Here is a 25,400-nt window from a genome sequence, read left to right on the forward strand (position 1 = left end):
CGGATCAGCCGGCCATGAAGCTGACTTTGATCGTCTTGTCGATGTGGATATTGGCAATGGCATGCTTGTAGATCAGATGCAGGCGGTCGGCCTCGACGACGACGCAGTAATTGTCGAAGCTCTTGAGCATGCCCTCGATGACCTTGCCGGTCAAAAGCTCGATCGTCACCGGGACCCGCTCCTTGCGCATCGAATTGATGAACTGGTCCTGCACGTTGATGCGCACCTTCTTGTTCAGATCATGCTCCCCCATCATGCCACCTCATTCGGGAATAAAAAGCTTCCCTCATTGAAAGTTGACCACCCCGGGGCCGAAGATCGCTCGCACCTCTTCGACCAGATCATCCGAAGGACTAAGTCCCAGCCGGTTTGGCAATACAAACGTCGCCTCACTGCGATCGGGAATTTCCAGATGAATCACCCCCCGGCAGGAACCGGGATGGCGATGAATGCACTCCGCCAGCCGTTGCAGTTGCCCCTTGGACAGACCGACCGTGCGCAAGTTGAAGTGCACTTCATTACTGCATACTTCGGGCGCTTTCACAAGAGGAATCGCTTTTTCCACCAGCAGGCCGTTGCCGCCGTCGCGTAGGTCGATCTTGCCGAAAAGCAGCGCGGGCTGTTCGAGATTTTCCAACAGGGCGGCCGATTTTTCGAGCGCCTCGGCGAACAGGGTGACGCGGAACGGCGCTTTCTGGTCCTCGGCCATGCCCATCGCCATGGGCTTGCCGGTCTTGGTCATTTTTTTGTCGAGGGCGGTGAAGACCGCGGCGATCCGCACCTCGCGGGCGGCCGTGGCGTCGCGCAGAGTCTCGGAATCGGCGTTGGCGAAGCGGTCGATCAGCAGCCGGTAGTCGTCGAGCGGATGCCCGGTGATGAAAAACCCGAGCGCTTCCTTTTCGAACCGCAGCAGTTCGTCGTGCGACCATTCCGGCACGTTGGGCAGCGCCGGCGCGGCCGCGGTCGGGTTCTTGGCCTCGAGCATGCCGAACAGGCTGGTCTGGCCGGAATCGCGGTCCGTCTGCCGGCGGACCGCCTGATCCATCGCGCCCTCGACCGCCGCCAGCAGTGCCGCGCGATGCGGCTCCAGGCTGTCGAACGCGCCGCACTTCACCAGGCTTTCGACCACGCGCTTGTTGGCCTTGCGTACGTCGATGCGCTCACAAAAATCGTACAACCCCTTGAACGGCCCGTCCTTCTGGCGCGCCTCGATCATGCTCAGGACCGCGCCCTCCCCGACGTTTTTCACCGCTTCCAGGCCGAAACGGATCTGCCCCTTCTTGTTGATGGTGAATTCCCGGCCGCTCTCGTTGACGTCGGGCGGCAGCACCTTGATGCCCAGGTCGCGGCATTCGGCGATCTTGGCCATGATCTTGTCGGAATCGTTCTTTTCCATCGTCATCAGCGCGGCCATGAACGCCGAGGAATAATGGGCCTTGAGGTAAGCCGTCTGGTAGGCGACCAGCGCGTAGGCGGCCGAATGGCTCTTGTTGAAGCCGTATTCGGCGAATTTTTCCATCATGTCCCAGATTTTTTCGACGGCGTTGCGGGCCAGGTGCTGCCGCGCCGCCCCTTCCAAAAACTTCACCTTGAAGGCGGCCATCTTGTCGATTTTTTTCTTCGCCATGGCCCGGCGCATCAGGTCGGCTTCGCCCAGGCTCATGCCGCCGACGACGTGCGCGACCTGCTGCACCTGTTCCTGGTAGACCATCATGCCGTAAGTCGATTCGAGGATTTTTCCCAGGATGTCCAGGTCGTAGACGACTTTCTGCTCGCCCTTCTTGCGGGCGATGAAATCGTCGATCATGCCCGAGCCGATCGGGCCGGGCCGGTAGAGCGCGTTGATGGCGGTGAGATCCTCGATGCGATCGGGCTTGAGCCGCACGAGCAGATCGCGCATGCCCGGCGATTCGAACTGGAATACGCCGGTGGACAAGCCGCGGCCCAGCAGCGCATAGGCCTCGGGGTCGTCGAGCGGGATGCGGTCCATGTCGATGTCGATGCCGTGCACCTCGCGGATCATGCGCAGGGTCTTGTCGATGACCGTCAGCGTCTTGAGGCCGAGAAAATCGAACTTGATCAGGCCGGCGGTTTCGACGTCGTTCTTGTCGAACTGGCAGACGACGTTGGCGTCCTTGTCGAGCATGAGCGGCACGCATTCGCCGAGCGGCTGGCGGCTGATCACCACGCCGGCGGCGTGCGTCGAAACGTGCCGGGGCAGCCCCTCGAGCGCCCTGGCGTGGAACCACAACTCGCGCGCCCATTCGGCGTCCTTGAGCAGCCGCTCGACATCCGGCGTCTTTTCGGCCTTGGCCAGGGTCATGTTCAGGTCGTCAGGAATCAGCTTGGCGATCGAGTCGACCTCGCCGAACGAATAGCCCATCGCGCGGCCGACGTCGCGCACGACCTGGCGGGCCTTCATCGAGCCGAAGGTGGCGATCTGCGAGACGTGCGCCTCGCCGTACTTTTCGGAAACGTAACGAATGACCTCGTCGCGGCGTTCGGCGCAGAAATCGACGTCGATATCCGGATTGTCCTGCCGTTCCGGGTTCAGGAATCGCTCGAACAACAGGTTGTAACGGAGCGGATCGATGTTGGTGATGCCCAGCGCGTAGGACACCAGCGCGCCGGCGGCGCTGCCGCGCCCCGGCCCCACCGGGATGCCGTGGTCCCGCGCCCAGCCGATGAAATCCTGCACGATCAGGAAATAGTCGGCGAAGCCTTTCCGCGTAATCAGGTCGATCTCGATTTCCAGCCGTTCGGCGTAGATTTTTTCCACTTGCATCCACGGCCCGTCGCGCTGCTCGTCGTGGCTTTCCCGCAGCGGTTTCAAGCGCCGCAAAAGCCCGGAGCGCGCCGCCTTGGTGAAGGTGGAAATCGAGTCCTCGCCCCGCGGCGTCTGGTAAGCCGGGAACACCGCCGCGCCGAACTGCGGCACGAACGTGCAGCGTTCCGCCACCTCGAGGGTATTGCGCAGCGCCGCCGGCAGATCGCCGAAGGTCTCGGCCATCTCGGCGCGGGTGCGGAAGTAGATCTGGTCGGAGCTGAACTTGAACCGCTTGGGGTCGTTCATCGTCGCGCCGGTCTGGATGCACAGCAAAATTTCGTGACTGCGCGCGTGTTCGCGGTCGAGATAATGCGCGTCGCAGGTGGCGACGACCGGCAGTTCCAACTCCCGGGCGATTTTCAACAGGTCGACGTTGGCCTTTTCCTGATCTTCCAGGCCGTTTCGTTGGATTTCGATGTAGAAACGCCCCGGGAACACCTGGCGATACCAGTCGGCCATCGCCAGCGCCTTGTCGTAACCCAGTTCGAGCAGCGTGCGCGGCACCATCCCCGAGAGGCACGACGACAGGCAGACGAGCCCTTCGCTGTGCTTCTCCAGCAGCTCCCGGTCGGCGCGCGGCCGGCCGAACAGCCCCGAGGTTTTGCCCTCGAGGTGCGCGGTGTTGATGATTTGCAGGAGGTTGCGCCAGCCGGCCTCGTTTTCGCAAAGCAGCACCTGGTGATAGGCCCGCGGCTGCTCGTTCGACTTGTCGTGCCGGCTGCCGTGCGCCAGGTAGACCTCGCAGCCGATCACCGGCTTGATGTTGTGGTTCTTAGCCTGGTAGGCGAATTGCACGACGCCATGCAGATTGCCGTGATCGGTGATCGCCACGGCTGTCTGGCCGTCGCGCTCCGCCTTGTCGAACAGGTCGCTCAGCTTGATCGCGCCGTCCAGCAGCGAATAGGCCGTGTGGACGTGCAGATGGACGAATTCCGCCGTCATGCGCTTATTCCCATTCGATGGTGCTCGGCGGTTTGGACGAAACGTCGTAGACGACGCGGTTGATTCCCTTGACCTCGTTGATGATCCGGTTGCTGGCGGTGCCGAGCACGTCATAGGGCAGATGGACCCAGTCGGCGGTCATGCCGTCGACGCTGTGCACGGCGCGCAGGGCGCATGTGTTTTCGTAGGTGCGCTCATCGCCCATGACGCCGACGCTCTTGACGGGCAGGAGTACGGCCAGCGCCTGCCAGATCATGTCGTACAGGCCGGCGCTCCGCAGTTCCTGAATGAAAATCGCGTCGGCTTCCTGCAGAATGCGCACGCGTTCCGCCGTCACCTCGCCGATGATGCGCACGGCCAGGCCCGGCCCCGGGAACGGGTGTCGCCCGACGAGTTCCGCCGGCAGGCCCAGTTCGCGGCCGACCTGCCGCACCTCGTCCTTGAACAATTCGCGCAGCGGCTCGATCAGTTCGAGGTTCATTTTTTCGGGGAGGCCACCGACATTGTGGTGGCTCTTGATGGTCGCCGAAGGGCCGCGATAGGAAACCGACTCGATGACGTCGGGATACAAGGTGCCTTGCGCCAGGTAGCGGGCGCCTTTGAGCTTGCGCGCCTCCTCCTCGAACACGTAGATGAACTCGTTGCCGATGATCTTGCGCTTCTGCTCCGGTTCGGTGACGCCGGCCAGCTTGGTCAGAAAGCGTTCGGAGGCGTCAACGTACACCAGGTTGATGCCGAAGTGCTTGGCAAAACCGTGCTGCACCTGTTGCGCCTCGCCTTTGCGCAGCACGCCGTTGTTCACGAAGATGCAGGTCAGTTGTTCGCCGATCGCGCGGTTGAGCAGCGTCGCGACGACCGACGAATCGACCCCGCCCGACAGGCCGAGGATCACCCGTTCCTTGCCGATACGTTCGCGGAGCGCCTGCACCGAGGTTTCGACGAAGCTGGCCATTGTCCACAGCGGGCGACAGCCGCAGATGTCATACACGAAGTTGGCGAGGATTTCCCGGCCGCGCGGCGTGTGATGCACCTCCGGGTGGAATTGCACGCCGTACCACCGCCGATCGCGGTCGGCGATGGCCGCGAGAGGCGAATTGGCCGACGCGGCGATAGCGGCGAAGCCGACCGGCAGGGCGTCCACCCGGTCGCCGTGGCTCATCCAGACGACGACCTTCTGCTCGCGGTCGAAGCCGGCGAAGAGGTCGCCGTCGTCCAGGATCGTCAGTTCGGTCCGGCCGTATTCGCGCTCGGTCGAATGGGCGACCTTGCCGCCGCCGTGCCGGGTCAGCAGTTGCATGCCGTAGCAGATACCGAGCACGGGCACGCCGGCCGCGAACACGTACGGGTCGCAATCGGGGGCGTCAGCCTGATAAACGCTCGCCGGGCTGCCCGAGAGCACGATGCCCCGCGGCCGAAAGTCTTGGATGGCCCGGGCGGTCATCGTGCAAGGGTGGATTTCGCAATAAACGTTCAACTCGCGGATGCGCCGCGCGATGAGCATCGTGACTTGCGAGCCGAAATCGAGAATCAGGATTTTTTCGGAATGAATGTCCATGGTGCCGTCCGCTTCCGTTAGGTCAGCAATCGCGGTTCGTCACAATCAGCCGATCTGATAGTTCGGAGCCTCTTTGGTGATGATGACATCGTGCACGTGGCTTTCCCGCAGGCCGGCGTGGGTCACCCGGACGAACTTGGCCTTGGTGCGCAGTTCCTCGATGGTGATGCAACCGGTGTAGCCCATGCCCGAGCGCAGCCCGCCGAGCAATTGGTAGACGACGTTGCCGATCGGGCCGCGATAGGGCACGCGTCCCTCGATGCCTTCCGGCACGAGTTTCTTGGGCGATTCCACGTCGCTCTGAAAATAGCGGTCCTTGCTGCCGCGCGCCATCGCGCCCAGGCTGCCCATGCCGCGGTAATATTTGTACGTGCGGCCCTGGTAGAGAATCGTCTCGCCCGGCGCTTCCTCGGTGCCGGCGAACAGCGAGCCGATCATCACGCAGTGCGCCCCGGCGGCGATCGCCTTGGTGACGTCGCCGCTGTACTTGATGCCGCCGTCGGCGATGATCGGCACGTCGTACTCGGCCGCCGCGCGGGCGCAATCGTCGATCGCGGTGATCTGCGGCATGCCCGCGCCGCTGACGATGCGCGTCGTGCAGATGCTGCCCGGCCCCATGCCGACCTTGACGCCGGTGGCGCCGGCCTTGATCAGGTCGATCGTCGCCGCGGCCGTGGCGACGTTGCCGCCGATGACCTGGGCGTCGGGATGGTTGCCGCGCAGCCATTCGATCATCTTCCAGACGTTGGTCTGATGGCCGTGCGAGGTGTCGACGCACAGCACGTCGACGCCTTTTTCCAGCAGCGCGATCGCGCGGTCGCGCTCGGCTTCGCCGACCCCGACCGCCGCGCCGACGCGCAACCGGCCGCGCTGATCGGTGCAGGCGTGGGGATGCCGCTCGGCCTTGATGATGTCCTTGATCGTCATCAACGCCTTGAGGTGGTTGTGCTCGTCGACGACCAGCAGCTTTTCGATGCGCTTGCCGTGCATCATGCGCTTGCCTTCCTCGGCCGTCGTGCCCACCTTGACCGTCACCAGGTTGGTGGTCATGACCGAGGAGATCGGCGCGTCGTCGTTTTCCACGAACCGCAGGTCGCGGTTGGTCAGAATGCCCACCAGCTTGCCGTTGTCGATCACCGGTACGCCGGAGATGTTGTAGTGGGCCATGATTTGCTTGGCTTCGCGGACCGTCGCGTCCGGCGGCATGGTGATCGGGTCCTCGATCAGGGCCGACCGCGCTTTTTTCACCTTTTCGACCTGCGCCGCCTGTTCGTCGATCGTCATGTTCTTATGAATGATGCCGATGCCGCCCTCTTGCGCCATCGCAATGGCGGTCTCTTCCTCGGTCACCGTGTCCATCGCGGCCGAAAGCACCGGCACGTTGATATACAGTTCCTTCGTCACCCGGGTTTTCAGATCGGCCTCGGAAGGCAGGAAATGGCTTTTCGACGGGATCAACAGGACGTCCTCGAAGGTCAACCCTTCTTTCAAATCGTGATTGAGCATCCCCGTTCCTCGCTTAGGGTTTGGTCAGTTTTTTTAATACAGCCGTGATTTCGCGCGTTTGCTCCGCGTGAAACGTCAACGGGAAAAGGTCGTATCCCGCGATTTGCACCGGCCGTTTGTATTGATACCGGCAGGTGATCTGATTGTCCTGCCGGTAACAAGTGACATCACTCGGGCTTAACGGAATCTTTTTATTGTTCGCGAACGTGACCAGTTCGATGATGATCTGTTGGTCCGAAATCTGGCTGGCGTTCACCATCAGCCGATACATTTCCTGTTTCACCCCAAGGTTGTCCGTCCATTTGGGAAAAACGAAAACCGCCGCAAAGGCGGCGGCCAGGATGATCAGCAGAAAAAAGGCGCTGACCGCGTTGAATTTACCCTCTTGCCCGCGAATAAACTTCCCCTGCATATCCGCCTCCGCCTGCTCGTTCCGGATAAACCGATATTGCTCCCTTGAACTCCAGCCATCGGGTTGAGTTATGGTAGCGCACCCCTACTCCAGGGTCAATAAGACACCGTCTTTCGGAGGCCATTCCGGATGCACGGCCAATCCCTCGAGCAGGCCGCCTTCGGTGACCAGCAACCGCGCGATGCCCAGGTACTCCATGACCTCGCGGCAAATAACGGCGCCGGCCGGAATGACGTCTTCCCGGCCCTTTTCCAGGCCCGGCAGGCTCAGCCGGTTGGCGGCCGGCATGGACACCAGCAGATTCAGCAAATCACCGACGCGCCGGGCGGTCAAGAACGCCTGGTTGATCCGCGCCGGATCGTAACGCTCCATCCTCATGTCGATCGCCGCCAGGTTGGTGATCGTGCCGGCGGTGCCCACCAGCGGCCCGACCGGATCGGCGGTGCGCAAGTGCGCCGCTTGCGGCATTTTTCCCTTCACTTCGGCGAGACAGGCGGCCAGTTCCACCTCGGTCGGCGGGTCATTTTTAAAATGATGGTCGGCCAGCGCCACGGCGCCGACTTCCAGGCTGACCACCGCTTCCGGCACGCCGCCGCGAATCCGGGCGATTTCGGTGGAAAATCCTCCGATATCGAGCAGATAGAACGGCTGCTCGGCAAAACCTTTTTCCACCGCGGCGCCCATCGCGCTGATCTTGGCTTCCAGTTCGCCGGCGATCACCAGCGGATTCAGGCCGGCTTTTTCGCCCAGTTCCCGCAGGAAATCGGGGGCGTTGGACGCCCGCCGGGTCACACCGGTGCAGGCCACCCGGATCTCGCCCGCGCCAAAAGCCCGGGCCTCGCGCGCGAACTCGGTCGCGGCTTCGACGGTTCGGGCCAGCGGCGCTTCCTGGATCAACCCGCCGGCGAAATTGTCCGCCAGCCGAGTGATGCGCCGTTTGACGCTTTCCCGGTGAAATTTCCCGTCGGTAAGCCGGCACAACAGAACGCGAACGGTTCCGCTGCCGATATCCATCGTGGCAAGTTTCATGGGCGGGGAATATAGCAAAGAGGGTCCGGGCAGGCAATGCCCGGAAAAGCGGTCGCATTTCCATTATGCCCGGACTGGATAGAAAGGCAAAAGATCGAGTATGGTGGCCTATTCCGGATCCGAGATCAGGCAAGGAGAGATATCATGACAGAAGCGTCAAGTTTCGGCCAGGCCGGTAAACGGGTCTTTGGCGTCTGCACCCTGGCGTTCGGGCTGGGATATGAAGTCACGCAAATCATCGAGTTGTTGGGCGGCTTCCCCAAGCCGTGGGGGCACTTCGCAATCGTTCTGCCGTCGCTCTTACTGGCCTGGAGTTGGTTAGGGTTCCTGACTCTGATCCACGAAACGGCGAGCCTCGCGCGGCGTCCCTGGACGCGGTTGGCCCTTTCTTTCGCCACGATCTATGCGACGCTCAACAGCTTTGTCTACATCATCCAATTGACGGTCGTGGTTCCAGAGGCGCTGGCCGGCGGGCCGGGCTTCGACAATGCCTTCGCGATGGTTGGCGGCAAGGCGCTCACCGCGGTCAATGCGGTCGCTTATGCCTTGCTCAGCCTGTCCGCCGCGTTTCTCGGCCTGGCCGCGCAAGGTCGCTTCGCGCGCGTGGCGCTGCTCGCGCATGGGGCGTTGGCGCCGCTGATCCTGGCGATTCTCTATGTTCCCGCGCTCATGCCGGCGGGAGGTTTGTGGCTCTTCACTTTCCCGTTTTCCACGGGAGCGCTTCTTGCCGAAGAATGCGGACGGCGGCAAGGGTACACGAAGTCGTCACGCCAGGCGTGACTTCCTCCGTCGCTCCAGTAACGACAGTTATGGCGGACCAGTAGTTCATGTTCCCGGTTTTCAGGTCGGGATCGGAAGGTCACTCTTGCACGAATCAAGTTACTGGCGATGTCGGCGTGGATTCCGACTTGCGCACGGATAGTCGGCGAGAATTTGTATCGCGGCCGCTAAGCCGTTCCTACACCAGTCAAGTCGCTTGCGCTCCCGGCGTGGAATCCGGCTGGCGCACAAAAAGACGGCGAGGGTTTGTATCGCGGCTGCTAAGCCGCTCCTACACCCGGCAAGTCGCTGTCGCTCCCAGCGTGGATTCCGGCTGGCGCACGGACGGTCGGCGAGAATTTGTATCGCGGCCGCCAGGTCACGCCGACGGGAGGCGGCCCGCTACTCGGTATAGAGATACTTCAGCGCCAGGATCACGGCGTGCATCTGGTGCTGGGTGACGTCGATGCGCAGGCCGGGTTTGTTGCTGGCGTTCATGATGCCGCCGACGGCCAGCGGGTCCTCGGTGCGATGGCCGCGCAGGTATTTGTTTTTCTGGTACAGCGGCCCTTCCACCTGCCACGTGGTCAGTTCGTACAGGCCCTTGTCGATCACCTTGGCCAACTCGGCCGCCGCGGGCGCGTCGCCCAGCGTCTTGGCGACATGATAGGCGTGCGCCAGACCCTCGTAGGCATAACCGGTGTTGCGCGAGCGGTTCAGAATGTGATGGGTGTGGACCATCCACCAGGAGAGCGCCAGGACGGTGTCGGCGTAGGTCGCGGCGTTTTCGAAATTCGCCTGCCAATATTCGGTGAAGGCCATGTTGCTCCACTGATAAAAGCTTTTGGTCAGGTCGGAATCCTGCTTTTTGCGCCAGGCGTCGACCGTGTACTTTTTCGCGGTCATGGCGGCGGCTTTTTGTTCGACGGGCAGGTATTCCCGGCGGTCCAGGTATTTGATCGCCTTGGTCAGCGCCAGTTGCGCCTCGCCGTCGAAATACGGGCTGCTGCGCCCGATCCGCACCGAGACGCCGCGGGTGGTGCCGTAGCTGAAATCGCCCGCCGGGAACTGCATCGCCTTCAGGAATTTCAAATAGCCGTCGAGCTTCGCGTTCAATTCGGCGATGCGCTCGGGCGTCAATTCCGGCGAAGTGCGCAGGTAGTCGATGATCGCCAGCGAAACCAGCGCCACCGTGCCCGTCGCCACGGTTTTCTGTCCCGGATAATAGATCGCCAGGGTATCCCGAGGCCCGCGATCGGTGTTGCGGAAAAAGAAATCCAAACCCTTTTCGATCGCCGCTTTCGTCGCCGGCGTCGGCTCGAACTGGTGGCACAGCACCACGCCCCAAAGGGCGCCGGCTTGCCGGACCTGATTGTCGTCGCTCGCTTGCTTCTTGGCGACGAAATCGTACTCGTAGTTGAAATTGCCCTCGGGCTTCTGATTGTTCACCAGAAAACTGCAGCCCTTTTGTCGCGATTCGAGCAGAATCCGCCGCGTCAGCTTGGGCTTGTAGCCCGTCGCGTCGGACCATTTCCGCTCGGCGCGGATCTGTTTGATCTGCTCGGCGAAGGCCAGCGAATCCTTCGGCAGCACGATGTGCCCGAGCAGGCGATCCTGATTGAGCCAGAACACGAACCCGGCGATCAACAGGATCAGCGCCAGGGCCGACAATTGCCACAGCCTCTTTTTCATGCCTTATCCCCTCAACGAATCGATGCGGCCGGCGCGGCCGGCGCCGCTTCCCGTTGCCGCGTGACGAAGAGCAATCCACCGACAATCAAAACAAATCCGGCCGCTTCGCGCCAGCCGAAGGTCTCGCCCAGGAAAATCGCCGCCAGAATCGCCGCGACCAGCGGTTGCAGGGAGTTGAAGGACGACACCACCGAGGGCGTCGAGCGCTTCATCACCCACACCGTCAACGCATAGTTGATCGTGGTCTGAAAAATCACCGAGTAAGCGATGCCCACCCACACCAGCGCGGGCATCCGGGCCGGCTCGATCGCCAGGACGTGGCGGCCGGACACCGCCAGCACACCCAGGCCGCCGAACAGAAAGGCATACGCGACGACGGTCAACGGCGGCAGGCGGCGCAGCACCGGCCGTTGCAGCACGAGGTATCCCGCGTAGGCCAGGCAGTTGCCGACGATCAGCAGATTGCCGAAAGTGGTGTCGTTACCCAGCGTGAACCGAAACGGATTGAGCATGACCAGGGCCCCGATCACGGCGAGCGCGACACCCAGCATTTGCGCCGGCCGGATGCGTTCGACGCGGAACAACGCCGCGATGGCGCAAGTAAAGACGGGAATCGACGGCATCAGGATGCCGACGTTGGTCGCGGTGGTGAATTTGAGCCCGTTGATGAACAGCAGTTGATTGGCGAAAACCCCGAGAAAGCCGAGCAAGGCCAGCGATAACCATTCTCGCCCCTGGGGAATGATGCGGTCGACCTTCCAGGCCAGCAACAACAACAGCGGCGTGGCGCCGAGCACCCGGAGCCCGGCCACGGCCATCGGGTCCATGTTGCTGACGACGTATTTCCCGAAGACGTGAAACGCCCCAAAGGTCACCTGAATCCAGATCAGGGCCGGAGTTACCAGCCGATCGTACCGCCGATCCGTCACGTTTCGCCGCCTTGCTTGATTGTTCGATGGGCGAGATTTCAATTAAATCGGCCGGATGTCCAGCCCGCGCGCGTGGTCGCGATGGTCGCTAGGCGAAATGCCCCAATCTCCGTATAATGGCCGCCCGGTGTGCGGAGAACGGAGAGCGTGGTACTGTCGCGTACGGATGATTCGATGAAAAAAAATTGGTTGCCCCTGATTCTCGCCTGCCTCCTTCTTTTTTCGGCCTTTGCTTGCGCCGAGCCCGATTCCGATGATTCATCCGCCGCTGATTCGACGCCCGCCGACGATGATGATGACGACGATAACAATAATGACGACAATGACGACAACGATAACGACGACGATAACGATACATTCGCTGATGACGACGATGATGACGACGACAACGATGATGATAATGACAACGACGATGATAATGATAACGACACTACGCCTGACCCACTGGGTGACAACGATCAGGACGGCATCACCAACGGCCAGGAAGTGTTGGACGGCACCGATCCGGAGGATCCCGGAGACGCCCTGATGTGGCACCCGGAAATCTCCGCCTACCCGCGCCTGCTGACCGACGCCGCCGGCTGGTTGCAGGTCGAGCAGAAAATCGAGACCGCCGATCCCGACGCCGTGCGCTTGTTCGCCCGCGTTCAGGCGCAGGCCGACCAACCGGAACAGCCGCAGACGCCGGGCGAATTCCATTTCGGGCTGGTGGACACCAACGCTCGGATCGCGGCCAACGCCGCGCTGGCGGCGGTGGTGCTGGACAACGACGACTATGCGCAAAAGGCCGCGACGATTCTGGCCACCGACATCTACTTTAATTACGACGAATTGCTGCCGTCCGAGTGGGATTACGGGACGATCCTCGGCGGTCAGGCGCTGACGACGTCCTGCGTCGCGTTCGACCTGTTGATGGGCTTTTCATTCATCAACGAGGCGCAGGCCGACGAAATCCGCGTTGCGCTATTGCTCTTCGCCCAACGGCTGTACGACCTGTACATCACCCTGCCGATCGGCCTGGGCCTGCAGAACAACCACCTGATCAAGCTGACCAGCGGCCTGGGCATGCTGGGTCTGACCTTCAACCGCGAGCGCGTCGCCGCCAAATACGTCAATCTGGCGCTCGCCACCGCGCCTTACCTGCTGCTCGATTTCCAGATGCCCGCCGGCGGCGGCCAGGCCGAGGGGCCCAACTACCTCGATTACACCTTCCAGACTTTTCTATATTTCGCGACCGCCTACCATCGTTACGCGCAGGGGCGCGACCTGCCCTATAAAAACGTCTGCCGCATCCGATTGTGGCCGCCCTGCCGTCCGGACGTCGTGCCGGTTCCCGATCCGGTCACCGATCCGCGCTTAACCCTGCTGCTCGATTGGCGGTTCGGCCTGGTGATGCCCGACGGCGGCCGGCCGCCGCTCGACGACAGCAATCTGGGCTGCGGCGATTACGGGGTGCTGGCCGCGCTCTTCGAGCGGGCGGATTACGCCTGGCTGTACCGCTCCAGTCCGCTCTGCGCGGAAAACACGTACGACAAGGCGATCCTGGAACTGCCGTTGCTCGACGGCCTGCCCGAACCGGAAGAGCCGACGATCGGCCCCAGCCTGTTTCTGCCGGACGGCGGTCAGGCGGTGTTGCGCAGCGGTTGGGACCCGGAGGCGCTGTACGGATTGCTCAACGGCGAGCACGGCAAGGCGCGCCTCGACGGCCTCGGCCACGAACAGCCCGACAACACCAGTTTCATGCTTTATGCGCGCGGCGAATTCTTCGCCGTCGATTCCGGCTACGGCCATTACGACGAACGGCTGCGCGTCGCCGGGCCCGAGCACCACAACCTGATCCTGGTGGACGGTGAAGGCCCGCCGTTCGGACTGTACTACCTGTTCGTGGACGTGGAAGCGTCCCTCTCGGAATTCACCGACGCGGCGCGGTTTCACGCGGCGCGCGTCCGGGCGACCTATCGCGGGGTCGATTTCGACCGTCGCCTGCTGTTAATCGACGACGATTATTTCGTGACCGCCGATCGGGTGCAGGCGCCGGAAGCGCACGAATACACCTGGCTCCTGCACACCAAGGCCGGCGGCACGACCAACGGCGTGTTCACCTTGCTGCCGGACGGCGCGTTGCTGGAGCGGCCCAATGCCGCGATGCGCGTCAAATTGGCGGCGCAGCCGGAGGGAATGACGCTGACGGCCGTTGACGCCGAGCATGCCTTCGATCAATCCGGCCTGCTAACGCACGCGCGATTGACGGCCACCCTGACCGCCACGGACGCGCGTTTCCTCGGCGTTTATCCGGTCGCTCCGGCGGCCGCCGGTTTGCCGGCGGTCGAGCCGATATCGGCCGGCGACCGGCTGGTCTTCCTGGTCGAGGCCGACGATTACCGCGACGTGGTGATTTTCGGGCCCGGCGGCGATTTCACTTTTGTGCCGCCCGACGGAATGGGCGAAATCGAAACGGACGCTGTGTTTGTCTGGCTGCGCACCGATCCCGCGAACTTCGCCTTGATCGATTCGGCCTACCTGGAAGGTTTGTATCTGAACTACACGGCCCCGTAGGCCGTCGTTTTGACTTCTCGGGGTTTAAACGGTAAATTGCCGCACGGTGAACGAGTTGTTTTTAATAGCCAGATTTGAGCCCGTTATGCGACAAGCTCGAATGCGAACACCAGGGGGCATGTGTCGGCGTCGTCCAGCTTTCATTCATCCGAATCAACTCCCATTGACACCGACCGCCACCCGGTAAAGCAAAACGCATACGGTTAAACCGAAGGAGATCGCGCGACGTGGAACAACAACTCCTCAACATCTCGATGGTCGGCGCCCGGTCGCTGCTCTATTTACTGTTCTTCCTGTCGATCCTCAGCATCACCGTGGCCATTCTGAAGTACCGCCAGTATCGGCGGGACAACACGTTGGGCCGCGAATTTCCGTCCTTGCTGGTGGGCTGGCTCGAAAAAGATGATGTCGCCAGCGCGCTGCGCCACGTCGAAGGCGCGGATGGCGCCAACGCCGCCGTGCTGCGCGAAGGATTGCGCAATTTCCACGAAGGGCCCGTGGTCATGGAAAAAATCATGGCCAGCCGCGTCGTTCGCGAAAAGAACCGGCTCGAAGCCTATCTGATCGTGCTGGGCACGATCGGCAACAACGCCCCGTTCATCGGCCTGTTGGGCACCGTCATGGGCATCATCAAGGCGTTCCACGACCTGGCCATGACCACCGTGCAGGGGCCGCAAACCGTCATGGCCGGTATTTCCGAGGCGTTGATCGCCACGGCCGTCGGCCTGTTCGTGGCGATCCCGACCGTCGTGTTGTTCAACTGGCTGCAGGGCCAGTCGCAGTTGTTGCTCGACGAGGTCGATTCCAACGCCAAGATCGTGCTGGCCTACGCCGAGCGGCAGACCGAGGGTCGCCATGGCCGGGAGTAACGGCAACAGCAAAACGACGATCACCACCATCAATGTCACCCCGCTGGTCGACATTACGCTGGTGCTGCTGATCATCTTCATGGTGACCGCGACCTTCATCGCCAATCCGCAAATCCCGATCGACCTGCCCAAGGCGGCGACCGCGGAAAAATCGGAGCCGCAGACGTTCGCGGTGGTGATTACCAAGAACAACGAGTTGTTCCTCGACGGCGAGGCGACGACCGAGGACCAGATCGGCCAATTCATCGACAACCGGCTGAAGAACACCCCGGATTTGCAGGTGGTGATCAGCGCCGACCGGGAAGCGATGCACGGCAACGTGGTGCGGATCATCGACCTGGTGCGCAGCCACAACGTGCAGAAATTCGCGATCAACGTCGAACCGGCCGACGAAAAAGATCAAAAGAAATGAGAGTCGATACCGCGCCAACCCCCGCCCTGTGGCGGCAATATCCGTCGTCGTTCGCCGGATCGGTGGTGCTGCACATACTGCTGATCATCCTGGTCGTCTACCTGACACCGAAGGTGATCGAAAACAAATGGGAACGCGGCAAGGTCATGTTCGAGCCGGTCAAGCCGAAGGAAGAACTGGCCCAGGAAAAGCCGAAAAAAATCATCCCGCAGGCGGAAGTGCAGCCGCTCAAGGAAGAGCCGCAAAAGCAGATCACGGTGCCCGACCTGGATTTGCGTCCGGCGATGCGCGATCCGAAATCGTTGCCCGACAACCCGCTGGGCTCGGCGGATTTCGCCCGTTCCTCGCAGGATCAGATCCGCACGGTGGATTTGTCGCAGATCCCGGTCGCGCGAACCGGCGGCGACATGTCCAACGCCTTCTCTGTACCGAACAAACCCGGGGCGCAGCGCAGCGACCAGTCGAACCTTTCGTTCAAGGACGCCCTGCCCGGCCTGGCGAACAAGGAAGGCCGCTCGCCGAGCCAGGCCTACGACCCGAACGCCCCGTTGGGCGGCACGGGTAGCGGGCCGCCCGGCGGCGGCAAACGGCGCGGCGGCGACGGCGTCGGCGGCGGCATCGGCGCCGACGTCAACCTGGGTGGCGCGGCGAAGAAAAAAGAGCCGGAAAAAGCGGCGAGCGCCGGCGCGTTCGACGCCAGCAAATGGGAGCGCCTGACCTCGACCGGCCCGGTCGCCGGCCTGCAACCCTATTGTCTGAACAAGACCGGCCGGATCCAGGTCGGCAACTTCCTCTTGCAGTGCGCCGACAATCAGATCATCGCGGCCTGGAAACGCCGCGAGTAATCGCCGGAGCGGCAATCCTCCGCGACTTTCCATCATGCTATCGGTGATTATTCCGCCGGGAGGTTACTTGCTTTTCTCGTCCTTCTGATCGGACTTGTCCGCGGCCTTTTTGGCGCCCTGATCCTTTTTCTTTTCCTTGCCGACGTCCGGTTTCGCGTAAACGGTCACGGAATCCTGCAACGTTTCGACAATGAAGAAATTCTTCTGCGGATCGGCTTTCACCTCGATTTCGATCGGCACGAACGACGAGGAGCCGGTGGACAATTCGTATTTGCCAGGCGGCAGATACAGGTAGAATTGGTTCGGGCGGCGCTCGGTCAGCCGCTCGTCGGTGACCACGTAACGATTCACCCCGCGCAGGAAATCGGCCTGGGCGACGGTCAGGTAATAGGTCCTGACGTTTTTGCCCTTGGCCTTCACGAAGAAATTGTCGGCCGACAACTTGTCAATCGAGCCCTGCCCGATGTTCTTGCCCTCGAAGGTCACCCGCACGGTGTCGGTGGCGGCCCAGCCGCCCAGGTTGTCCTTGACCCAGTCGCGGATCGGCCGCTGATCTTGGAAGTTGTCGATGCGCACCGTCAGCGCCTCGACCATCGGGTAGATTTTCTTGGCGCGTTCGATCTGGTCGCTGGCGGCCGCCGCAAAGCCCTCGTAGCCCTTGGCGATGCCGTATAGCGCGAAGGCCTCGCCGATCTGCGAAGCCAGCGGGTCGGCCGAGCCGGCGTCGGCCACGTCCGACGTGGTGCCGATGCGGTCGCGTTCGATTTCGTCGGAGATTTCCGCCTGCTTGAACGTCAACGGGTATTCCACGTGTTTGTAGATCATCTCTTCAATTTGCTCGACCATGTCGCGGCGGTCCGCCTGGTTCGACGTCCGGCGGATTTCCTCGATCAGGCGGCAAATGTCCGAATTGACCCACTCGAGGTTCAGATTCAACAACATCGGCGCGGTCGGCGCGGGCGTGGCGTCGGCGGCTGGAGCCGGAGTCGGCGTCGCGGTCGACGCCGGCGCGGGCTCGGATTGCGCCATCGCCGAAAACGCGAGGCCGAGCAAAGCGGCGGAAAAGATGACCCAACCGAACATTTTCCAGGTGACTCGTTTCACCATTCGTATCCTCCACCTCGGGGCCGCTTACTGCGCCGGCGCTTCGACGTTTTGACAGCCTTGTTCGTACTGGCGCGACAGGTTTTGCGCCTCGACGGTTTCGCCGAAGCGGCTCAGGTAATTGACGTAATGGTTGTAGGCCCGGCAGAACTCGGGCGTGTATTCCGGCGGTTTGCCGCCGAATTTTTTGATGACCAGCTTGAACGCCCGGTTGCTGGCCGTCAGGCAGATTTCCTTGTAGGTCCGGTAGGATTGCGGTTGTTGGTAGTGCTCGGAAGCCAGCTTGTCCGCGGTCTCGGCCATCAACGTCAGCGTCACATCCTTGTTTTCCCAATCGAACCCGGCGTCGAAAACATAGGGGCGCATCGCCATGATGCTGCGGAAATCCTTGCGCAGGTAATATTGATAGGTCAGCCCGGTGAGATTTGAACCGTAGCTTTTCTGCAATCGCGCCGTCAATTCCGCGGTGTCGGTCTCGAACGGATAGACCGGCAGCGCTTTCTCGGTGGCGGTCAGGTTGATCTTCTTGATGATCTGCAACCCTTCGTGCGCGTGATCGAATCCCAGCTTGTAATAGGCCGACAGCTTGTCCTTGTCGGGGCTGGTCAGCAGACTGGTCACGTACGCCACGTCGGCGCACAACACCGCCCGGGCCTTGTTCGAGTCGACGCGCTTGAGCGCCTCGGTGTAGTGGTACAGCGCCTTGGCGAATTGTTCTTCTGTTTTTTCCGTCTGATCGTACTGCTCCTGAAACCGATCGCCCCGGTATTTGTACATACCCACCACGATGCGGTTGTCGAAGTAGGTCATTTCCAGCAGATCGCGCATCCAATCCTTGAACAACGACAGGTTCCCTTTGCGGACGTCCGTTTCGCCCAGTTCCGGCTTGAGCAATTCGAAACGATCGGCCAGCGCGCGCAGCATCGCCGTCAGCAGGTGCAGCCGCCCCTGGTTCTTTTCGTCGTTGAGCACGCGGTCGATCAGCCGGTCGCGCGTTTCCTTGCACCAGACCAGCATGTTGTTCGACAACGTGTCCCGCGAAAAATTCTCGGTCGCGTGCAGGTTGCGCAGGGCGTCCCACAACTCGTTCAAGGCCTGCCGCTCGCGAACCAGTAGATCCTTCGCGTCGCTGACGTGATCCAGCGAATTCATTCGCGCCAGGCCCAGCGTGTAGGACGCTTCCTCCGAATACCGGAAGGCCAGCGAATGCTCGAGATAGCCGATCGCCGCGGTGAGATCGGTCATCTGGTTGTTCTTCTTGTACAGCTCCAGTTGGGCCATGCCGCAATACTTCAGAATAATGTCGGCATCTTCATTGGCCAGAATCGTTTCCTGCCCCGACCGGCAGGTGTCGGCCAACTGCTGATATTCGCCGTTCAGGAACAGGTTCTTGTACGATTCCCATTCGGCCGAGGCCGCCGTCGCCCAACACAACACCGCCAGGAACACGATTGTGATTTTGCATAACCGCCGCATGGAAAAACGTCACCTCCGTCCGTGTCGTCGCGCTAGGGATTGGACAACATGCGGTGCAACACCGAGTCGTGGTGCACCTTGTAGCTGACCTGGGCGAACCCGGTGTAGAGCCGGTACACGTGATATTCCACCTCGGCCGAGATCTTGTGCACCTCGGTCCGGAAGCAGCGATTGCAGGCGATCATGCCGTAGCCGATGTAGATGCCGACCGTCCGCTCGCCGATATATTCCGAGAAAAACACGATATCCCCGTAAACGACGTCCAGGGGATTTTGCACCCGCGTCAAATGACTGTTGATGAACGGCTCCAACCCGCTGATCGAGGATTCCAGGATCCACGGCGCCTGCAGCGTTTCTTGCAGGAAGCGGCGATCGCCGATGAAGTTCGTTCCCTTTTGCAGGTTTTCGATCAGCTTTTGCGAAACGATACCGCCCTCCAAATTCTGCAGGCGGTCGAGCGCTTCCATGTTGAGGTTGGCGGCGGCGATGCCGCAGGGCCCCTTCTCCACCTGCATGTCCAGCAGCGTCGCGTACCCCGCGCCGAGCTGCTGAAAACTGCGCAGGCGGTCGTATTTCACATCGTAGAGGCAGTTGTTAGCCTCGTCGGCGATCGAAAAATGATTCCAGGCCGCCGCGCTGTAAGGCGCGTAGGTTCCCATTTCGGTCCGCCGGAACCGCACGCCCAGCGCCTTTTCCTGGTATTCGAGCGATTTGGCGAACAGCGCGTAGCTCGGCGGTTCCTTCACCGGGGTAAAGAACTGCCGCCCCGCGTCGGGGTCGTTCGCCATCGGATCGGGCAGGCTGTTTTTCGATTTCGCGCAGCCGAGCGCCGCCGTCAGACAGGCGGCCAGAATCAGCCAGAGCAGACAAAGCCGTTTAAAATTGCACATCGCCGGGTCCCAGTCTTTTTTCGTCGCGCGTGACGCCGATGAAAATACGAAATTTCGGATCGCCGACGCCGGAGAGCAAACCGACTCCCACGCCGGCGGTCAAAGCCGTGAAGTTCAGCCGCTGCCAGAATTTGCGGTAGGCCACCATCAATTCGGCGCGGTCGAGATCGGGCTGGCCGAAGGGGCTGTTGATCTTGGTCCGGGTCGCCGAATCGAGCAGCACCTGCTGCGACGGCGACACGCGGAACAACGCGCCGGTGTTGAGCGTCAGTTCGTCGCCGACCGGCAGATCATAGACGTCCGAGTCCTGCGGATTGAAATAATGCTTGTAGCCCAGGTTCGCCGCGTAGGTCCACCACTCGCGACCGAGGTCGAAGATCGCCACCGGTTCCAGGGTCGGCCCGTGATCGGAGGCGAAGCTGTTTTTTTCGTAGGCGATCGGCGTGGTGAAGCGCGCCAGCAGCGCCGCCCCGATGCATTTCCGCTGACGATTGATGAACGAATACTTGGCTTCGATCCGGATGTCCTCGAAAACGCTCGGCGACAGGTCAAGATCATCGTAATCGTCGTTGATCAGGCGATGGAACACGAACGGAAACGCGAAGCCGATGTTGGCCACGTCGAACAAGCCGATCGCGTACAGCAGATTGCCCGAAACCTGGTTCTCCACCACCGTATCCAGGCGATCGCCGGTTAAAATATTGACCGGCGCCACGGCATCATCGGCGTAAAAACCGTAATGCATGCGCCACAAACCCAGCGTCTCGGAACCGTAAGTCAGCAGCAGCCCGCTGCCGTCGATCGCCGGCCAGAAGTAATGGACGTTTTTATCCAACAGCCCTTCCGCGCAAACGGCGGACGGCAGCAAGCACAACAGGCACCAGATAGTGAGGCATAACCGCTTCAACTCGGACCTACTCCCCAACAAGGCAGTTAATATTCGCGTGGCTAGTCGCGCCTGGGATAAGCCGGATTATCGGAACAAGGATCCGCACCCCCCGCCGACCAATTGGCCGTCATCGTCGTCGTCGTTTTGCTCGTCGTCCTGGGCCTGATCGTCATCTGTCGCGCCGGTGTCGTCATCGTCGTCGCCGACGCTGTCGTCGTCCGCGGGCGTCTCGTCGTCGCCCGCCGGAATGCACACATTGGTCGCCTCGACGCAGATCTCGTCGGCATCGCAGGGATCGCCGTTCGAGAAGCAGGTCCGGGTGTCCTCGTCGCAGATTTCCTCGCCGTTGCAGAATTGGCCGTCATCGGGACACGGCGCCGTCGTCGCGGCGCATTCCTTCAGGCTTTCGTCGCAATATTCCTCGCCGTTGCACCAGACCTCGTCGTTGGGACAAGGATCGCCGGTCCGCGAGCAATGGTCGGTATCCTCGCTGCAGATTTCCTGTCCGTTGCAGAAAACTCCGTCGTCCGTGCAAGGGTCGCCGCTGTGGTAGCAGGTCCGTTGCGACTCGTCGCACCACTCGACGCCGTCGCAATAGAGGTTGTCGTCCGGGCACGGGTCGCCGGTGTCCAGGCAGCGATTGGCCGTTTCGTCGCAGAACTCCTCGCCGTTGCAGAACAGCCCGTCGTTGGGGCACGGATCGCCGGAATGCCGGCACTGCGCGCCGCCCTCGTCGCACCATTCGATGCCGGTGCAGAAGAAGCCGTCGTCCCCGCACGGATTGCCGCTGTGGGCGCAGGAATCGTTGATCTCGTTGCAGATCTCCACGCCGTTGCAGAACACCTGGTCGTTCGGACAGGGGTTGCCGGCGTGCCGGCAGGTATTGGCATTTTCGTCGCACCATTCGGAGCCGGTGCAGAAGAAACCGTCGTCGGGGCACGGATTGCCGGTCGTCTCGCAGGCATGGTCTTGCTCGTTGCAATATTCGACGCCGTTGCAGAATACCTGGTCGTTCGGACACGGGCTGCCGGAATGGTTGCAGCGATTCAGCAATTCGTTGCAGGATTCGGTGCCGTTGCAGAAGACGCCGTCGTCCGGGCACGCCTCGCCGGTCGTCTCGCAGGAATTGCTTTGCTCATCGCAGTACTCGACGCCGTTGCAGAATTGATTGTCGTTCGGACACGGATCGCCGCTGTGTTCGCAGGTGTTCCGCCGCTCGTTGCAGGATTCGTTGCCGTTGCAAAAGACGCCGTCGTCCGGGCAGGGATAGCCGGTGGACGCGCAAACGTCGGCGTCCTCGTCGCAATACTCGTTGCCGTCGCAGAACTGGTTGTTGTTCGGGCATGGATTGCCGCTGTTCTCGCAGCGATCCTGTCGCTCGTTGCAGGATTCGGACCCGTTGCAGAATTGTCCGTCGTCCGGGCAGGGATTGCCGCTGGTGTCGCAGGAGCGGCCGTCCTCGTTGCAATACTCGGTGCCGTTGCAATAGAGGTTGTCGTTCGGGCAGGGATTGCCGCTGCTTTCGCATTGGTTCAGGCGTTCGTTGCACGATTCGGTGCCGTTGCAATAGATGCCGTCATCGCCGCAGGGATCGCCGGTGCTGTCGCAACGATTGCGGTCCTCGTCGCAGAATTCCCGTCCGTTGCAGAACAGGTTGTCGTCCCCGCAGGGATTGCCGGAATGATCGCACTGGTTGAGCGACTCGTTGCAGCTTTCGGTGCCGTTGCAGTAGAGGCCGTCGTCGCCGCAGGGATCGCCCTCGTGCGAAGTGCAGGCGCCTTCCTCGCACACGTCCTTGCCGTTGCAGAAAACGCCGTCGTCGCAGGTGGCGCCGTCGTTCATCGTCCATTCGGTGTAGGACTCCGAAACGTCGCAGATCTCGCACGGATTGTCGGGGTTCAACGCGCCGTCGGCGTAGCACTGGCCGTCGATCCGGCAGCCGGCGCTGGGGCAACTGTCGATGGTCAGCGTGAAGCGGCCGTGATCCGACCACCAATAGCCGTCGACGAAAACGTAGAAATTACCGCCGTTCTCGGCCGTGAAATCGATGTGGGAATGGTCCCGGACGCCGGTGTCGTCGTTGCAGGCGATCTGCGCGTCGTAATCCTCGCAATCGGCGTAGCGCACGTAAACCATGGTGTCGTTGAAATCGCCGTGACCCTGCAGGTCGATGTAGTAGGTGAAGTTGGTGCTGCCGACGAAATAGTAGATGTTCTCCGGGCCCAGACTAAAACCGCATGAACCGTAATAATCGCCGCCCGGCCAATCCGTCTCGCCGTTGATGACCGCCGGCACCCCGGTGAAAATGGCGCTGTCGCAGTCGTTTTTCTCCCCGTTCGCCGGCCAGGCCAGCCCGCCCGCCGCCGGCCGCTCGCAATTTTGCGGCGTCGCGGGCCGGATCGCCAGGTAGCCATCGCGCTCGGCACTGGAAAGGATCTGGTAGGAAACGGTCAGTGGATAGACGGCCTGCGCGTCATCGACCCCGATCGACAATTCGGCGTCGTCGGCGACGAGAGCCGCCGGCAACCGCCGGCCGTTCGCGTCGGTGGCCAGCGGCAATTCGTCGATCACCAGCGGGAAGCCGTCTTGATAGACCGTCACTTGCGAACCGGAAACGACCGGTTCGGGCCGCGGTTGCCCGTGCAGTTCGATCGTCACCAGCAGCGGATCCCGGCCGTCCGGACGTTCGGTGAGAATCAACCGGTGCTCGAGGCCGCCGGGCCGCATTTCGTATTCCTCGGTCAGCCAGCCGCGTTCGTAGCGGACCAGGCAGGAGGAATCGCCGGCGCGGCAATCGTAAACCAGGTTCTGCGGCTCATCCGGCGCCACGACCAGCCGGCCGCGTGAAAGCCTGGTCAACGCCCAGGCGATCTTGGAAAATTCGCACGAACCGGCGCCGCGCAGGATGATTTCCTCCCACCCGAATTGGATCATCCATTGAGAAACGGCGTCGGTGATCGCCAAACCGTCACCGGCCTTTTGGGCGGTCAGCGGCGCCGCGTCGAGCATCGTCGCTCTACCGAGACTCGGCTCGCTTCCGGAAAAGGAAAAGGCGCTGAATAGGGAGAGTGAAGCCAGGAGCAGAAAGGCCACGCACGCGATTTTCTTCCGGTCGTATTTCATCGCCAACCGCCTGGAAACCAATGTGGCTTTTATTGTCGTAGCGGGATTCGGCTACCGCGTTTTTCATCGCCATTCAGAATCATCGTGCCGCGCAAAACAAAGTGGTGGTATGGTATCATCCGCTTCAGGCCAATGCAAATATGATTCGTGTATCCGGTTCAACCAATCCGGCAGCGACGGAAAAATCGACGCAGCGGGCAAAGGAACTCAATTCGCGCGGGCTTTCCGACGATAAGAAGCAATAATACGATTCAAATTCGTCAGCCGCGGAACGTATTGGAATGAACGGCGGGAAAAAATAAAACGGAGTCGTCCATGTCAAAACCCACGACAAAGGAAAAACGGCCGAAAATCGACAGCGGAATCGAGCAACAATTGCTGGCGATGGCGGTCGAGCAAGCCGCTGAAATCTTTGTCATTACCGATCCGGCTTTATCTATTCTCTACGCCAACCCCGCGCTGGAGGCGGTCACCGGATACACAGCGGCGGAAGCGATCGGGAAAAACCTGATCACTTTTCTGGCGGCCAATTCCAAAAAAAACCGGGCGGCGGAAATCCGCAAGGTTCTGGACGCCGGGGAAGTCTGGAACGGCCGGCTGAGCAACCGGAAAAAGGACGGCGCCCAATACGAGGAAGTCGCGACCATTTTCCCGGTGCGGAACGAAAAAGGCCAGATCACCCACTATGCCGCCGTCAAGCGGGACGTCACCCGGTTGGTGGCCCTGGAAGCTCAATTGCTCCAGGCGCAAAAGCTGGAATCCATTGGCCAGTTGGCGGCCGGCATCGCCCACGAAATCAACACGCCCATTCAATACGTCGGCGACAACACCCGTTTTCTGCAGGACGCGTTCGAGGATTTGCTCGGCCTGGTCAACGAATATCGCCGGTTCGTCGCCGCGATGAACGGCAAGCCCGGCGAAAATCCCCTGCTGACCGCGGTGAACGAGGCGGAAGAACTGGCCGATCTCGAGTACCTGGCGTCGGAAATACCGCTGGCCGTGCGACAATCGCTGGAAGGCATCGAACGGGTGGCCAAGATCGTCCGGGCCATGAAGGAATTTTCGCATCCCGGCACCGAAGAGAAAACCAGCGTCGATCTGAACAAGGCAATCGAAAGCACGGTGACCGTATCCCGCAATGAGTGGAAATACGTGGCCGATCTCGAATTGGATCTCGACGCCGAACTGCCGCTGGTCCCTTGCCTGCCCGGCGAATTCAACCAGGTCATTTTGAACATCCTGATCAATGCCGCGCACGCCATCGGCGACGTGGTTTCCCGCGGCTCGGGGAAAAAGGGCCGGATCGTCGTCCGCACCCGGCGGGAAGGCGCCTGGGCGGAAATCCGCATCAGCGATACCGGCCCGGGCATTCCCGAGGCGATCCAGGGGAAAATCTTCGACCCGTTCTTTACCACCAAGGAAGTAGGGCGCGGCACCGGGCAAGGGCTGGCGATCGCCCGTTCGGCCATCGTCGACAAACACGGCGGCACTATTTATTTTGAAACGCAACCGGGCACCGGAACGACTTTCATCGTCCGGCTCCCGATCGGAGCGAAATAACCGGGCCGGAGAACGGCGGATAACG

The 25,400-nt window shown here is 61.5% G+C and carries 19 protein-coding genes; 6 read left to right on the forward strand and 13 right to left on the reverse strand.

What is annotated here, in order from left to right:
- Window positions 1-4 precede the first annotated feature (4 nt).
- The 6 genes from hfq to GX444_17665 all read right to left on the reverse strand — a co-directional run bounded on the left by hfq (window position 5) and on the right by GX444_17665 (window position 8,256).
- Complete coding sequence (gene hfq, locus GX444_17640; GenBank protein NLH50405.1) at window positions 5-253, reverse strand: RNA chaperone Hfq; 249 nt, start codon at window positions 251-253, stop codon at window positions 5-7.
- A 33-nt stretch (window positions 254-286) separates the two neighbouring features.
- Entirely contained in the window at window positions 287-3,769 is a 3,483-nt protein-coding gene (gene dnaE, locus GX444_17645; protein NLH50406.1) for a DNA polymerase III subunit alpha, read from the reverse strand.
- Window positions 3,770-3,773: 4 nt separating this feature from the next.
- A complete protein-coding gene (gene guaA / locus GX444_17650; GenBank protein NLH50407.1) occupies window positions 3,774-5,324 on the reverse strand; it encodes a glutamine-hydrolyzing GMP synthase in 1,551 nt (516 codons plus the stop codon).
- Between the two features lie 45 nt (window positions 5,325-5,369).
- Window positions 5,370-6,830 (reverse strand): IMP dehydrogenase, encoded by a 1,461-nt coding sequence (guaB, locus tag GX444_17655; protein NLH50408.1) that lies wholly within the window; start codon window positions 6,828-6,830, stop codon window positions 5,370-5,372.
- A gap of 13 nt (window positions 6,831-6,843) precedes the next feature.
- Window positions 6,844-7,242 (reverse strand): hypothetical protein, encoded by a 399-nt coding sequence (locus GX444_17660; GenBank protein NLH50409.1) that lies wholly within the window; start codon window positions 7,240-7,242, stop codon window positions 6,844-6,846.
- A gap of 84 nt (window positions 7,243-7,326) precedes the next feature.
- Entirely contained in the window at window positions 7,327-8,256 is a 930-nt protein-coding gene (locus GX444_17665; protein NLH50410.1) for a hypothetical protein, read from the reverse strand.
- A gap of 159 nt (window positions 8,257-8,415) precedes the next feature.
- On the opposite strand from GX444_17665, the gene GX444_17670 reads away from it, so the two are divergent.
- The gene (locus GX444_17670) at window positions 8,416-9,051 is read left to right on the forward strand and encodes a hypothetical protein (GenBank protein NLH50411.1); all 636 of its coding nucleotides are present in this window, start codon (window positions 8,416-8,418) and stop codon (window positions 9,049-9,051) included.
- Between the two features lie 381 nt (window positions 9,052-9,432).
- Here the strand turns inward: GX444_17670 and GX444_17675 are convergent, their stop codons facing one another.
- On the reverse strand, window positions 9,433-10,722 hold the full coding sequence (locus tag GX444_17675) for a hypothetical protein (GenBank protein NLH50412.1): 1,290 nt from the start codon (window positions 10,720-10,722) through the stop codon (window positions 9,433-9,435).
- Window positions 10,723-10,733: 11 nt separating this feature from the next.
- On the reverse strand, window positions 10,734-11,651 hold the full coding sequence (locus GX444_17680) for a DMT family transporter (protein NLH50413.1): 918 nt from the start codon (window positions 11,649-11,651) through the stop codon (window positions 10,734-10,736).
- Between the two features lie 174 nt (window positions 11,652-11,825).
- Here GX444_17680 and GX444_17685 point away from each other — a divergent pair, with 174 nt between their 5' ends.
- The 4 genes from GX444_17685 to GX444_17700 all read left to right on the forward strand — a co-directional run bounded on the left by GX444_17685 (window position 11,826) and on the right by GX444_17700 (window position 16,333).
- Entirely contained in the window at window positions 11,826-14,207 is a 2,382-nt protein-coding gene (locus tag GX444_17685; GenBank protein NLH50414.1) for a hypothetical protein, read from the forward strand.
- Between the two features lie 254 nt (window positions 14,208-14,461).
- Complete coding sequence (locus GX444_17690) at window positions 14,462-15,076, forward strand: MotA/TolQ/ExbB proton channel family protein (GenBank protein ID NLH50415.1); 615 nt, start codon at window positions 14,462-14,464, stop codon at window positions 15,074-15,076.
- Window positions 15,063-15,488: a biopolymer transporter ExbD gene (locus tag GX444_17695; protein NLH50416.1), complete on the forward strand. Its 426-nt coding sequence runs from the start codon at window positions 15,063-15,065 to the stop codon at window positions 15,486-15,488. The genes GX444_17690 and GX444_17695 overlap by 14 nt, the downstream gene beginning before the upstream one ends.
- The gene (locus GX444_17700; GenBank protein NLH50417.1) at window positions 15,485-16,333 is read left to right on the forward strand and encodes a hypothetical protein; all 849 of its coding nucleotides are present in this window, start codon (window positions 15,485-15,487) and stop codon (window positions 16,331-16,333) included. Before GX444_17695 ends, GX444_17700 begins: the two co-directional genes overlap by 4 nt.
- 63 nt (window positions 16,334-16,396) lie before the next feature.
- Here GX444_17700 and GX444_17705 read toward each other — a convergent pair whose 3' ends face one another.
- The 5 genes from GX444_17705 to GX444_17725 form a co-directional block, all read right to left on the reverse strand.
- Complete coding sequence (locus tag GX444_17705; GenBank protein NLH50418.1) at window positions 16,397-17,440, reverse strand: hypothetical protein; 1,044 nt, start codon at window positions 17,438-17,440, stop codon at window positions 16,397-16,399.
- A 24-nt stretch (window positions 17,441-17,464) separates the two neighbouring features.
- Window positions 17,465-18,913 (reverse strand): hypothetical protein, encoded by a 1,449-nt coding sequence (locus tag GX444_17710; GenBank protein NLH50419.1) that lies wholly within the window; start codon window positions 18,911-18,913, stop codon window positions 17,465-17,467.
- Window positions 18,914-18,945: 32 nt separating this feature from the next.
- Window positions 18,946-19,803 carry a hypothetical protein gene (locus GX444_17715; GenBank protein NLH50420.1) on the reverse strand — a complete coding sequence of 286 codons (858 nt, stop codon included), beginning with the start codon at window positions 19,801-19,803 and terminating at the stop codon, window positions 18,946-18,948.
- Window positions 19,790-20,710 (reverse strand): hypothetical protein, encoded by a 921-nt coding sequence (locus GX444_17720; GenBank protein NLH50421.1) that lies wholly within the window; start codon window positions 20,708-20,710, stop codon window positions 19,790-19,792. Before GX444_17720 ends, GX444_17715 begins: the two co-directional genes overlap by 14 nt.
- Window positions 20,711-20,776: 66 nt before the next feature.
- Window positions 20,777-23,815 carry a hypothetical protein gene (locus GX444_17725; protein ID NLH50422.1) on the reverse strand — a complete coding sequence of 1,013 codons (3,039 nt, stop codon included), beginning with the start codon at window positions 23,813-23,815 and terminating at the stop codon, window positions 20,777-20,779.
- Window positions 23,816-24,130: 315 nt separating this feature from the next.
- Between GX444_17725 and GX444_17730 the strand changes: the two genes are divergently transcribed.
- Complete coding sequence (locus GX444_17730) at window positions 24,131-25,375, forward strand: PAS domain S-box protein (protein NLH50423.1); 1,245 nt, start codon at window positions 24,131-24,133, stop codon at window positions 25,373-25,375.
- The last annotated feature ends 25 nt before the right edge of the window (window positions 25,376-25,400 follow it).

The sequence above is a fragment of the Myxococcales bacterium genome (assembly GCA_012517325.1).
GTDB lineage: Bacteria > Lernaellota > Lernaellaia > Lernaellales > Lernaellaceae > JAAYVF01.

What these genes read in the sequence shown, in the direction of transcription:
- hfq (NLH50405.1), bottom strand. Translation starts at nt 253, where the DNA reads ATGGGGGAGCATGATCTGAACAAGAAGGTGCGCATCAACGTGCAGGAC.
- dnaE (NLH50406.1), bottom strand. Translation starts at nt 3,769, where the DNA reads ATGACGGCGGAATTCGTCCATCTGCACGTCCACACGGCCTATTCGCTG.
- guaA (NLH50407.1), bottom strand. Translation starts at nt 5,324, where the DNA reads ATGGACATTCATTCCGAAAAAATCCTGATTCTCGATTTCGGCTCGCAA.
- guaB (NLH50408.1), bottom strand. Translation starts at nt 6,830, where the DNA reads ATGCTCAATCACGATTTGAAAGAAGGGTTGACCTTCGAGGACGTCCTG.
- GX444_17660 (NLH50409.1), bottom strand. Translation starts at nt 7,242, where the DNA reads ATGCAGGGGAAGTTTATTCGCGGGCAAGAGGGTAAATTCAACGCGGTC.
- GX444_17665 (NLH50410.1), bottom strand. Translation starts at nt 8,256, where the DNA reads ATGGATATCGGCAGCGGAACCGTTCGCGTTCTGTTGTGCCGGCTTACC.
- GX444_17670 (NLH50411.1), top strand. Translation starts at nt 8,416, where the DNA reads ATGACAGAAGCGTCAAGTTTCGGCCAGGCCGGTAAACGGGTCTTTGGC.
- GX444_17675 (NLH50412.1), bottom strand. Translation starts at nt 10,722, where the DNA reads ATGAAAAAGAGGCTGTGGCAATTGTCGGCCCTGGCGCTGATCCTGTTG.
- GX444_17685 (NLH50414.1), top strand. Translation starts at nt 11,826, where the DNA reads ATGAAAAAAAATTGGTTGCCCCTGATTCTCGCCTGCCTCCTTCTTTTT.
- GX444_17690 (NLH50415.1), top strand. Translation starts at nt 14,462, where the DNA reads ATGGTCGGCGCCCGGTCGCTGCTCTATTTACTGTTCTTCCTGTCGATC.
- GX444_17695 (NLH50416.1), top strand. Translation starts at nt 15,063, where the DNA reads ATGGCCGGGAGTAACGGCAACAGCAAAACGACGATCACCACCATCAAT.
- GX444_17700 (NLH50417.1), top strand. Translation starts at nt 15,485, where the DNA reads ATGAGAGTCGATACCGCGCCAACCCCCGCCCTGTGGCGGCAATATCCG.
- GX444_17705 (NLH50418.1), bottom strand. Translation starts at nt 17,440, where the DNA reads ATGGTGAAACGAGTCACCTGGAAAATGTTCGGTTGGGTCATCTTTTCC.
- GX444_17710 (NLH50419.1), bottom strand. Translation starts at nt 18,913, where the DNA reads ATGCGGCGGTTATGCAAAATCACAATCGTGTTCCTGGCGGTGTTGTGT.
- GX444_17715 (NLH50420.1), bottom strand. Translation starts at nt 19,803, where the DNA reads ATGTGCAATTTTAAACGGCTTTGTCTGCTCTGGCTGATTCTGGCCGCC.
- GX444_17725 (NLH50422.1), bottom strand. Translation starts at nt 23,815, where the DNA reads ATGAAATACGACCGGAAGAAAATCGCGTGCGTGGCCTTTCTGCTCCTG.
- GX444_17730 (NLH50423.1), top strand. Translation starts at nt 24,131, where the DNA reads ATGTCAAAACCCACGACAAAGGAAAAACGGCCGAAAATCGACAGCGGA.